This window comes from Microbacterium paraoxydans, assembly GCF_900105335.1.
In the GTDB taxonomy this organism is placed as follows: Bacteria; Actinomycetota; Actinomycetes; order Actinomycetales; family Microbacteriaceae; genus Microbacterium; species Microbacterium paraoxydans.
On the sequence record NZ_LT629770.1, the window covers coordinates 3,167,493 to 3,179,367 of the forward strand.

Genomic DNA, 11,875 nt, shown 5'->3' on the forward strand with positions numbered 1-11,875 from the left:
TCGCCGATCGTCACATCGGACCGACCGAGGCCGCCCAGCGCACGATGCTCGACGCGCTGGGTCTCGGTTCCGTCGACAGCGGGACGCTGAGCCCGGTCGAGGAACTCATGCGTCAGGCCGTCCCCGCCTCGATCTACACGGGACCGGAGGACGCGGTCGCCGACTCCCGCATCCCGGTCGCCGCGTCGGAGACGGAGGCGCTGGCCGAGCTGCGTGCCCTCGCCGCGCGGAACACGGTGAACCGCTCGATGATCGGCCTCGGATACTACGGCACCGTCACGCCGCAGGTCATCCAGCGCAACGTCCTCGAGAACCCGTCCTGGTACACGGCCTACACGCCGTACCAGCCCGAGATCTCGCAGGGGCGCCTCGAAGCGCTGATCAACTTCCAGACGATGGTGTCCGAGCTCACCGGCCTCACCACCGCGAACGCGTCGATGCTCGACGAGTCCACCGCGGTCGTGGAGGCGATGCTGCTCGCGCGCCGGGCCGCGAAGACCTCCTCGAACGTCTTCGCGGTGGACGCGGATGCGCTGCCGCAGACGAAGGCCATGCTCGCGTCCCGGGCCGAGGCGCTCGGCATCGAGCTCGTCACGGTCGACTTCGCGGCGGGGGAGGAGCTCCCCGCCGAGCTCTTCGGCGTTTTCGTGCAGTATCCGGGGGCTTCGGGCCGCGTATGGGATCCGTCCGCGGTGTTCGACGCCGCGCACGTCGCCGGCGCGCTCGCCGTCGCGGCCGCCGACCTGCTCGCGCTGACGCTCCTCACCGCGCCCGGCACCCTCGGGGCCGACGTGGCCGTGGGCACGACGCAGCGCTTCGGCGTGCCGATGGGCTTCGGCGGCCCGCACGCCGGCTACATGGCCGTGCGCGCAGGCCTGGAGCGGCAGCTGCCCGGACGCCTCGTCGGCGTCTCCGTCGACGCCGAAGGCAAGCCGGCCTACCGTCTCTCGCTGCAGACCCGGGAGCAGCACATCCGCCGCGAGAAGGCGACGTCGAACATCTGCACCGCCCAGGTGCTCCTCGCCGTGATGGCGTCGATGTACGCGGTCTATCACGGCCCGGACGGGCTTCGCGAGATCGCCCGCGACGTCGCCGCCAAGGCGGCCCTGCTGCGCGACTGGCTCGTCGAGGCCGGCGCCGAGGTCGTCCATGAGCACTTCTTCGACACGCTGACCGTGCGCGTCCCGGGCCGGGCGGCGGAGTACGCCGACCAGGCGCGAGGCGGCTACGGCATCCTCCTGCGGGTCGCCGACGCCGACACGATCGGCATCGCGGTCGACGAGACGACCACGGTGGCCGAGCTGCACCAGGTCGCGCAGGTCTTCGGCGGGAAGCAGGAGCGCGCCTTCGGCTTCGGCCTCGGCGACGCGGACGCGCTGCCGGACGCCCTCCGCCGCGAAGACGAGTACCTCACGCACCCGGTGTTCCACAGCCACCGCAGCGAGACCGCCATGATGCGGTATCTGAAGAGCCTGTCCGACCGGGACTACGCCCTCGACCGCGGCATGATCCCGCTCGGCTCGTGCACGATGAAGCTCAACGCCGCCACGGAGATGGCCGCCATCACGTGGCCGGAGTTCGCGGGAATCCACCCGTTCGCCCCGGAGGCCGACGTCCGCGGCTACCTGGAGCTCATCGATCAGCTCGAGGGCTGGCTCGCCGAGATCACCGGGTACGACGCGGTGTCGCTGCAGCCGAACGCCGGCTCGCAGGGGGAGCTGGCGGGCCTCCTCGCGATCCGCGGCTACCACCGCGCGAACGGCGACGACCACCGCATCGTGTGCCTCATCCCGTCCTCCGCCCACGGCACGAACGCGGCCTCCGCTGTGCTCGCCGGCATGAAGGTCGTCGTGGTGGCGAGCGACGCGCTCGGCAACGTCGACCTGGACGACCTCCGCGCGAAGATCGCCCAGCACGCCGACGACCTGGCGGCGCTGATGATCACGTACCCGTCCACGCACGGCGTGTACGAGGAGCAGGTCGTGGAGATCACCGGGGCGGTGCACGCGGCCGGCGGTCAGGTGTACGTCGACGGCGCGAACCTCAACGCGCTCCTCGGCTACGCGCGATTCGGCGACCTCGGCGGCGACGTCTCGCACCTCAACCTGCACAAGACCTTCGCCATCCCGCACGGCGGCGGCGGCCCTGGCATCGGTCCGGTCGCGGCGAAGGCGCACCTCGCGCCGTACCTGCCGTCGCACCCGCTCGCGCAGCGCGCCGAGCATTTCGGCGGCCACACGTTCGAGGGCGCGGTGATCTCCGCGGCCCCGTACGGCTCTGCGGGCATCCTCCCGATCTCGTGGGCGTACGTGCGCATGATGGGCGCCGAGGGCCTCCGGCGCGCGACCGCCGCGGCGGTCCTCTCGGCGAACTACATCGCCGAGCGCCTCGGCGGGCACTTCCCGGTGCTCTACACGGGGGAGAACGGACGGGTCGCGCACGAGTGCATCCTCGACCTGCGTCCGCTCAAGGAGGCCACCGGCATCTCCGTCGACGACGTCGCCAAGCGCCTGATCGACTACGGGTTCCACGCGCCGACCATGTCGTTCCCGGTCGCGGGCACCCTCATGGTGGAGCCCACCGAGTCGGAGGACCTCGACGAGATCGAGCGGTTCATCGAGGCCATGATCATGATCAAGGCCGAGGCGGACGCCGTCGCCGCGGGGCGCTGGCCCGCGGATGACAACCCGCTCGTGCACGCCCCGCACACCGCCGTCTCGCTCATCGCGGGGGAGTGGGCGCACGCCTACACCCGCGAGGAGGCCGCTTACCCGGTGCGCTCGCTGGTGGCGGCGAAGTACTGGCCGCCGGTCCGCCGGATCGACCAGGCGTACGGCGACCGCAACCTCGTCTGCGCCTGCCCGCCGATCGAGGCCTTCGCCTGACACGGACCCGCACGACGAACGGCGTCGCGCCCGCCTCCCGGCGGCGCGGCGCCGTTCGCGTTACGCCATGTTTCCGTCATGTGACAGATGGTCACCACTCAGTAACAGTTCGTTAGCCGAACGTCCTGGACTCGCGACCCCCGGGTTACGCTCAGGTATCCCTGCGCGCTCGATGATGAGCCGCGCAGAATTCCCACGTCCACAGGAGGACAAAAGTGAAGCGCAACAAGATCGCCCTCGCGGGCAGCGCACTGTTCGTGATCGGCGCCCTGACCCTGGCAGGCTGCGCCAGCGGCGGCGGCAACACGAGTGACGGAGGAAGCGACGCGAACGCGGATGCCGACGCCATCATCACCACGAACGGCTCCGAGCCGGAGAACCCGCTCATCCCGACCAACACCAACGAGGTCGGCGGCGGCAAGATCCTCGACGAGATTTTCGCCGGACTCGTCTACTACGACGCCGAGGGCAAGCCGGTCAACGACATGGCCGAGGAGATTGTCACCGACGACCCTCAGCACCTCACGATCAAGCTGAAGAAGGGGCAGACCTTCACCAACGGTGAGGAGGTCACGGCCGACAACTTCATCAAGGCGTGGAACGAGGGTGCGAAGGCATCGAACGCCCACCTGTCCGGCTACTTCTTCGAGGACATCGAGGGCTTCAGCTACGAGGAGGACACCGAGCTCACCGGTCTCGAGCAGGTCGACGACTACACGTTCACCATCGCGCTGAACAAGCCCGCCTCGGACTTCGCTCTGCGCCTGGGGTACTCGGCGTACTACCCGCTGCCCGATGTCGCGTTCGAGGACATGGACGCCTTCGGACAGAACCCCATCGGCAACGGCCCGTACATGATCGACGGTGACGACGCCTGGCAGCACGACGTGCAGATCGACCTGGTCCGCAACGACGACTACGAGGGTGGACGCCAGGCGAAGAACGGCGGCCTGACCATCAAGTTCTACGCGACCCAGGAGTCCGCGTACGCTGACCTCCTCGGAAACGAGGTCGACGTGATCGATGCGATCCCGACCAACTCGCTTCCGGTGTTCACCGACGAGCTCGGCGACCGCGCGGTGAACCAGCCTTCCGCCGTCTTCCAGTCCTTCACGATCGGCCAGTTCCTCCCGCACTTCAGCGGCGAAGAGGGCAAGCTGCGTCGTCAGGCGATCTCGATGGCCATCAACCGGGAAGAGATCACCGAGACGATCTTCTCGGGAACGCGCACCCCGGCTGCCGACTTCACGTCGCCGGTGATCGCAGGCTGGTCGGAGGACGTCCCCGGCAACGAGGTTCTGGACTACGACCCGGAGAAGGCGAAGGAACTCTGGGCAGAGGCCGACGCCATCTCGCCGTGGGAGGGTGACTTCAAGATCGCCTACAACGCCGACGGCGGACACGACGCGTGGGTCGATGCGGTCAGCAACAGCATCAAGAACACGCTCGGTATCGAGGCGTCCGGCGACCCGTACCCGACCTTCCAGGACCTGCGCACCAAGGTGAACGACCGCACCATCACCACGGCGGCGCGCTCCGGCTGGCAGGCGGACTATCCGGGTCTGTACAACTTCCTCGGCCCGCTCTACGCGACCGGCGCCAGCTCTAACGACGGCGACTACACGAGCCCGGAGTTCGATGAGCTCATCAAGGCCGGTATCAGCAACCCTGACCCGGACGCTCAGCTCGAGGACTTCACCAAGGCTCAGGAAGTCCTGTTCAAGGATCTTCCGGCGATCCCGCTCTGGTACTCGAACGTGACCGGTGGTTACAGCGAGAACGTCGACAACGTGACGTTCGGCTGGAACTCGGTTCCGCTCTACTACGAGATCACGAAGGCCGGCGAGTAAGTCTGACGGCACTTCACCTGTGAGGCGGTGGCGATCTTCGTCACCGCCTCACAGGCTGTGTTCGGCTCGCTTTCTTTGCCCCTCAGAGAAGGGACAAGCGGATGCTCGGTTACATTCTGAGACGTCTTCTGCAGGTGATCCCGGTCTTCTTCGGAGCCACCCTGCTCATCTATTTCCTGGTGTTCGCCATGCCCGGCGACCCCATTCTCGCCCTCTTCGGCGACAAGACCCCGAACCCGGCTGTCATCGAGCAGCTCCGTGAGCAGTACCACCTGAACGACCCGTTCCTCGTCCAGTACTGGTACTACATCACCGGGGTGCTCCAGGGTGACCTCGGGACCACGTACTCCGGTCGCCCGGTGTCTGCGGTCCTGGCGGCGACCTTGCCCGTGACGGGACGCCTGGCCGTCATGGCCATCGGCATCGAGTTCGTACTCGCCATCGTCATCGGCACGATCTCCGCTCTGCGGAAGGGCAAGCTCTTCGACAACGTCTCCCTCATGGTGGCGCTCGTCGCGATCGCCATCCCGATCTTCGTGGTCGCCTTCTTGGCACAGTACTTCCTCGCCATCCGACTCGGGTGGTTCAAGCCCACGGTCGGAGCGGACAACGACTGGGGCGGACTCTGGCTCCCTGCCCTCGTGCTCGGGTTCAGCCTCTACGCCGTGAGTATGCGGCTGATGCGGAGCTCCGTCATCGACACCCTTAATCAGGACTGGGTGCGTACTGCGTACGGCAAGGGGCTCTCGCGGAATCGCGTGCTCCCCGTCCACGTGCTGCGAAACTCCCTCATTCCCGTCATCACCAACTCGGCCACCAACTTCGGCGTCCTTCTCGTGGGGGCCACCGTCACGGAGGGCATCTTCAACGTGCCGGGTGTCGGCAACACCCTCTTCGAAGCGATCCGACGGGGGGAGGGCCCGACGGTCGTCTCGTTCGTCACGGTCTTCGTCATCCTGTACGTCTTGGTGAACCTGCTCATCGACCTGCTCTATGGTCTGCTCGACCCAAGGATTCGATATGTCTGATCCCACGACCCAGAAACACTTCGTAGCCCCTGTCGAGACGGAGTCCATCAACGTCGATGCCGTCCGAATTTCCGACAAGCCGAGCAATCTCTGGCGCGATGCGTGGCGCGACGTGCGCCGCCGTCCGCTCTTCTGGTTCTCGGTGGTTTTGGCGTTGGTGTTCCTTCTCATGGCCCTCTGGCCGACGCTGTTCACGTCGACCCCGCCGAACAGCGACTGCCAGCTCTCCAACAGCAACGGAGGCCCGACGGAAGGCCACCCGCTCGGATTCACATTCCAAGGGTGCGACATCTACGCGCGGATCGTGTGGGGATCGCAGACTTCGCTGGCGGTGGGCCTCATCGCCACCGTGATCTCCTCGATCCTCGGACTCATCATGGGAGCCCTGGCAGGTTTCTACGGCGGCTGGCTGGACTCGGTCCTGTCCCGCGTCGGCGACATCTTCTTCGCGATCCCCTACATCCTCGCCGCCGTGGTCGTGATGACGGTGCTGAAGGACGCGCGCTCGGTCTGGACGCTGGCTCTCGCCATCGGCGGGTTCGCGTGGGCCTCGACGGCGCGAGTCGTCAGGGCGGAGATCCTCCGCGTGCGGCAGGCGGACTTCGTCATGGCCTCTCGGGCACTGGGGCAATCGAAGTTCCGAGTGCTCCTTAGCCATGTCGTTCCGAACGCGATCGCACCTTTGCTGGTCGTGTCGACGCTCGGCCTGGCGGCGGCGATCGTCGCGGAGTCGACATTGTCGTTCCTCGGGGTCGGGCTCGGCAGCGAGGTCATGTCGTGGGGTAATGACATCGCCAGGGCACAGGCTTCGCTCCGCGTCGCTCCGATGTCCCTCATCTATCCGGCGCTCGCGCTCACCCTCGCGGTGCTCGCGTTCGTCACCCTGGGCGAGCTCATCCGAGACGCCCTCGACCCGAAGGCGAGGGCTCGCCGATGAGCGACCGCACCACCCCACAGATGCCGCTGCTGAGCGTGCGCGACCTCACCGTCGCGTTCCGCACCCAGGGCGGGATGCGCGAGGTCCTGCACGGGATCACGTTCGATGTGATGCCCGGTGAGACGGTCGCCATCGTCGGCGAGTCCGGCTCGGGCAAGTCGACCACGGCGACCGCCATCGTCGACCTGCTCCCGGGCACGGGAACGATCACGGGCGGGTCCATCACGCTGGAGGGACGCCCGCTGACCGGGCTGAGCCGGCGCGACATGGAGGCGGTGCGCGGTCGAGACATCGGCTTCGTCCCGCAGGACCCGATGTCGAGCCTGAACCCCGTGTGGAGCATCGGCTTCCAGGTGAAGGAGGCCGTCCGCGCGAACGGCGTCGCCCAGGGGCGCGCCGCGGCGAAGGCGCGGACGATCGAGGTACTGCAGCAGGCCGGGCTGGCGGATGCCGAGCGTCGCCTGCACCAGTATCCGCACCAGTTCTCCGGCGGAATGCGCCAGCGGGCGCTGATCGGGATCGGCCTCGCGGCCGATCCGAAGCTCCTCATCGCCGACGAGCCGACCTCGGCTCTCGACGTGACGGTGCAGCGGGTCATCCTCGACCACATGGCGTCGCTTACGCGCGACAAGGGCACCTCGGTGCTGCTGATCACGCACGACCTGGGACTCGCGGCCGAACGCGCCGAGAAGATCATCGTCATGAACGGCGGCAACATCGTCGAGGCGGGCCCCAGCCGGCAGATCCTGGAGAACCCGCAGCACCCGTACACGAAGCGACTGGTCGCCGCGGCGCCCAGCGTCGCCTCGCAGCGGATCCAGGCGGTCGTGGAAGACCGGGGCATCGAGACGCTCGACGACCTGGCTGACATCCCGCCGACGGTCCGCGTGACCGGCCTGACCAAGGACTACAAGATCCGGCAGGGCAACTTCCGCAGCGAGGCGTTCCGGGCGGTGGACGACGTGTCGTTCGAGATCCCGCGCGGAAAGACGCTGGCGCTCGTCGGCGAGTCAGGTTCGGGGAAGTCCACGGTCGCGAAGATGGTCCTCAAGCTGGAGGAGCCGACGAGCGGGACGATCGAGATCGACGGGCAGGACGTGTCCCATCTGTCGAACGCGCAGTCGTTCGGACTCCGCCGGCGCATGCAGCCGGTGTTCCAGGATCCCTACGGATCCTTGGATCCGCTGCGGAACATCGGCAACACCATCGCGGAGCCGCTGCAGATCCACGGCGTCGGCGACCGGGCCTCGCATCGGGCTCGCGTGGAAGAGCTCCTGGAGCAGGTCGCCCTGCCGCAGGCGCTGGCCACGCGCTATCCGAACGAGCTCTCCGGCGGACAGCGTCAGCGTGTCGCGATCGCGCGTGCGCTGGCGCTCAAGCCCGACATCATCGTCCTCGATGAGGCGGTGTCGGCGCTCGACGTGCTCGTGCAGGACCAGATCCTGAAGCTCCTCGCCGACCTGCAGTCCGAGCTCGACCTCACCTATCTCTTCATCACGCACGACCTCGCGGTCGTCCGGGTCTCCAGCGACCTGGTCTGCGTCATGGAGAAGGGCAAGGTCGTCGAGCAGGGGACGGTCGACGAGATCTTCGCGAACCCGCAGGAGGAGTACACGGATCGTCTGCTGCAGGCGATCCCCGGTGCCTCGATCCCGCTCGGCGGCCGCTGAGGTGGCATCTCCCGGACACCCCGAGGGCGCACGGACCTACCGCGCGCCCTCGGGCACCGTCGTCTTCGTCCTCAGCATCCTGCTGGTGCTGTTCCTGCTCGGGGACACCGTCGTCAACGGCAGCATCGTGCAGGCGCTGCTCGTGGCGCCCTGGCTGCTGCTCGGTCTGTGGATCGTGTACGAGACCGCTTTCGTCTCCTTCGTCCGCGTGGATCAGGACGGGGCCGTGGTGCAGAACCTGCTGCGTCGCACGACCTTCGGCTGGGCACATGTGCAGGACATCGACATGCGCTGGCAGCTCGAGTTCACGCTGGACGACGGCCGCAGCCTGAGCTGCTGGGGCGGACCGGCGAAGGCGCGTCCGCCCCGTCCGTCCCGCGAGGAGGACGCTGAGGTGAAGGTGCCGTCTGCTCTGCGGGTGCTCACGAGCATCCGCGATCTGTGGAGCGCGGCGCCTGCGACGGCGGATGCGCCGATCCGACGCAGTTGGGACGGCCCGGCCCTCATCGCCCTCGCCGTCATCGTGCTGTGGGCCGTCGCGGCGCTCGTCGTCGTCAACCTCGGCTGAGCGCGCCTCAGCCGGGAAGACCGAACAGGGCGGGCCAGGTCGCCGCGGCCCAGGGATAGCCGACGAACGCCGCCGCGTCGATGAGGAAGTGCGCCACCAGGAACGGCAGCAGCCGACCGGTGCGGTGGTAGAGCCACCCGAAGAGCAGTCCCATCGCGAGGTTGCCGATGAAGGCACCGGGCCCCTGATAGAGGTGGTACGTCGCACGGAGCACCGACGTTGAGACGATGATCGTCCACGGCGACCACCCGAGCTCCCGCAGGCGGGCGAACAGGTATCCGAGCACGACGAACTCCTCCTGGAGCGACGCGCGTGCGGCGGCGAGCAGGAGGATCGGCACGGTCCACCAGTGCGCGTCCAGACCCGCGGGGTTCACGGCCACGAACAGTCCGAGCGCCCGGCCGCCGAGGTAGAGCGCGAGCCCCGGCACGCCGATCGCGAGGACGAGGAGCACGCCCCGGCCGACGTCGCCGGCCACGCGGGTACCGTCGAGGCCGAGGCGCTCCAGGTGCGGGCGAGGGCGCTGCCACAGCAGGAAGCAGACGAGGAGCACCGGTACCAGGGCGAAGCCGATGGACAGCACCTGATAGATGAGGTCGAACACCTCCCGGTCGCTGCGGGAGGGGTTGAGGGTGGCGGTCTGATCCGCGAGGGGCGTGTCGTCGGTGAGCCGATAGGCGAGCTGCACGATCGCGTAGATCGCGGACTGGCCCAGACCCAGGGCGAGCACGATGGCGATCTCCCACCACAGGCGCGCTCGACCCTCACGCGGCTCGTCGCGCCGGATGGGCGCGGTCGACGGCGTCTGCGGCACCGGGGGAGTCGGGTCGGGGAGGCTCACGGGACGATGGTACGACGTGCGTTCAGGAACCCGATCCGCGCGTACGTTATCCTGGAACGTCGGCTTCCCGGCGCAACCCCACACTCTTTGAGGACCCTTGTATGGCGCACGCCCTCCGCTCTGACCTCCGCAACGTCGCAATCGTCGCCCACGTCGACCACGGCAAGACCACGCTCGTCGACGCGATGCTCCGCCAGACGGGCTCCTTCGGCGAACACTCGCACGTGGAGGAGCGCGCGATGGACTCCAACGATCTGGAGCGCGAGAAGGGCATCACGATCCTCGCCAAGAACACGGCGATCACCTACAAGGGCAAGCACGCCGGCGGCAAGGAGATCACGATCAACGTGATCGACACCCCCGGCCACGCCGACTTCGGCGGCGAGGTCGAGCGCGGCCTGTCGATGGTCGACGGCGTCGTGCTGCTCGTGGACGCGAGCGAGGGCCCGCTGCCGCAGACCCGCTTCGTGCTGCGCAAGGCGCTCGAGGCCAAGCTCCCCGTCATCCTCCTGGTCAACAAGACCGACCGTCCGGACGCCCGGATCGCCGAGGTCGAGGAGGAGGCGCACGACCTCCTGCTGGGTCTGGCCTCCGACCTCGTCGACGACGTGCCCGATCTCGACGTCGACGCGCTGCTCGACGTGCCCGTGGTCTACGCCTCCGGCCGCGCCGGCGCCGCGTCGCAGAACCGTCCCGCCGACGGCTCGCTGCCTGACAACGACGACCTCGAGCCGCTGTTCGAGGCCATCCTCGAGCACGTCCCGGCGCCGGCCTACGACGACGAGGCCCCGCTGCAGGCCTGGGTCACGAACCTGGACTCCAGCCCCTTCCTCGGTCGCCTCGCCCTGCTGCGCGTCTTCAACGGCACGCTCAAGAAGGGCCAGACGGTCGCCTGGGTCCGCTCCGACGGCTCGACCAGCAACGCCCGGATCACCGAGCTGCTGAAGACCCGCGCCCTGGAGCGCTACCCGGCCGAATCCGCCGGCCCCGGCGACATCGTCGCCATCGCCGGCTTCGAGGACATCACGATCGGCGAGACCATCGCCGACCCCGAGGACATCCGTCCGCTGCCGGCCATCACGGTCGACGACCCCGCGATCTCCATGACGATCGGCACCAACACCTCGCCGCTCATGGGCAAGGTCAAGGGGCACAAGCTCACCGCACGCATGGTGAAGGACCGCCTCGACCGCGAGCTCATCGGCAACGTATCGCTCAAGGTCGTCGACATCGGGCGTCCCGACGCCTGGGAGGTGCAGGGCCGCGGCGAGCTGGCCCTCGCCATCCTCGTCGAGAACATGCGCCGCGAGGGCTTCGAGCTCACGGTCGGCAAGCCGCAGGTGGTCACCAAGAAGATCGACGGCAAGGTCTACGAGCCGTTCGAGCACCTGACCATCGACACGCCGGAGGAGCACCTCGGCGCGATCACCCAGCTCCTCGCGAACCGCAAGGGCCGCATGGAGAACATGACCAACCACGGCACCGGCTGGGTGCGCATGGAGTTCGTCGTGCCCTCGCGTGGTCTCATCGGCTTCCGCAGCGAGTTCCTCACGACCACCCGCGGCACGGGTATCGCCAACGCGATCTCGCACGGCTACGAGCCGTGGGCGGGGCAGATCACCACGCGCCAGAACGGCTCGATCGTGGCCGACCGCTCGGGTGTCGTCACCCCCTTCGCGATGATCGCGCTCCAGGAGCGCATGTCGTTCTTCGTGCAGCCGACCGAAGAGGTCTACGAGGGCATGGTCATCGGCGAGAACTCGCGCGCCGACGACATGGACGTCAACATCACCAAGGAGAAGAAGCTCACCAACATGCGCTCCTCCACGGCCGACAACTTCGAGTCGATGACGCCGCCGCGCATCCTCACGCTGGAGGAGAGCCTGGAGTTCGCGCGCGACGACGAATGCGTCGAGGTGACTCCGGAGAAGGTCCGCATCCGCAAGGTGATCCTCGACCAGACCGTCCGCGGTCGCGAGGCCTCGCGTCTCAAGCGTCAGGACGCGAACGCCTGATCGCGCCGCACTCCTTTCGAGAGGGCCCCACGCCGCCGCCTGGCCGCGTGGGGCCCTCTCTCATGAAAATCCCAGGTGAGG

The 11,875-nt window shown here is 68.1% G+C and carries 8 protein-coding genes; 7 read left to right on the forward strand and 1 reads right to left on the reverse strand.

Annotated elements, in window-relative coordinates; translation table 11 throughout:
* Positions 1-44 precede the first annotated feature (44 nt).
* From gcvP to BLU02_RS15495, 6 genes are all read left to right on the forward strand, one after another.
* Complete coding sequence (gcvP, locus tag BLU02_RS15470; RefSeq protein ID WP_231919691.1) at positions 45-2,885, forward strand: aminomethyl-transferring glycine dehydrogenase; 2,841 nt, start codon at positions 45-47, stop codon at positions 2,883-2,885.
* 215 nt (positions 2,886-3,100) lie between these two features.
* Positions 3,101-4,735 (forward strand): peptide ABC transporter substrate-binding protein, encoded by a 1,635-nt coding sequence (locus BLU02_RS15475; RefSeq protein ID WP_060922735.1) that lies wholly within the window; start codon positions 3,101-3,103, stop codon positions 4,733-4,735.
* Positions 4,736-4,836: 101 nt separating this feature from the next.
* Complete coding sequence (locus BLU02_RS15480; RefSeq protein ID WP_060922736.1) at positions 4,837-5,763, forward strand: ABC transporter permease; 927 nt, start codon at positions 4,837-4,839, stop codon at positions 5,761-5,763.
* Complete coding sequence (locus BLU02_RS15485) at positions 5,756-6,700, forward strand: ABC transporter permease (RefSeq protein WP_060922737.1); 945 nt, start codon at positions 5,756-5,758, stop codon at positions 6,698-6,700. Before BLU02_RS15480 ends, BLU02_RS15485 begins: the two co-directional genes overlap by 8 nt.
* A complete protein-coding gene (locus BLU02_RS15490; RefSeq protein WP_060922738.1) occupies positions 6,697-8,370 on the forward strand; it encodes a dipeptide ABC transporter ATP-binding protein in 1,674 nt (557 codons plus the stop codon). The genes BLU02_RS15485 and BLU02_RS15490 overlap by 4 nt, the downstream gene beginning before the upstream one ends.
* Position 8,371: 1 nt before the next feature.
* A complete protein-coding gene (locus BLU02_RS15495; RefSeq protein ID WP_060922744.1) occupies positions 8,372-8,938 on the forward strand; it encodes a PH domain-containing protein in 567 nt (188 codons plus the stop codon).
* Positions 8,939-8,945: 7 nt separating this feature from the next.
* Here the strand turns inward: BLU02_RS15495 and BLU02_RS15500 are convergent, their stop codons facing one another.
* Positions 8,946-9,752: a CPBP family intramembrane glutamic endopeptidase gene (locus BLU02_RS15500; protein ID WP_082750097.1), complete on the reverse strand. Its 807-nt coding sequence runs from the start codon at positions 9,750-9,752 to the stop codon at positions 8,946-8,948.
* Positions 9,753-9,880: 128 nt separating this feature from the next.
* Here BLU02_RS15500 and typA point away from each other — a divergent pair, with 128 nt between their 5' ends.
* The gene (gene typA / locus BLU02_RS15505; RefSeq protein WP_025102945.1) at positions 9,881-11,794 is read left to right on the forward strand and encodes a translational GTPase TypA; all 1,914 of its coding nucleotides are present in this window, start codon (positions 9,881-9,883) and stop codon (positions 11,792-11,794) included.
* The last annotated feature ends 81 nt before the right edge of the window (positions 11,795-11,875 follow it).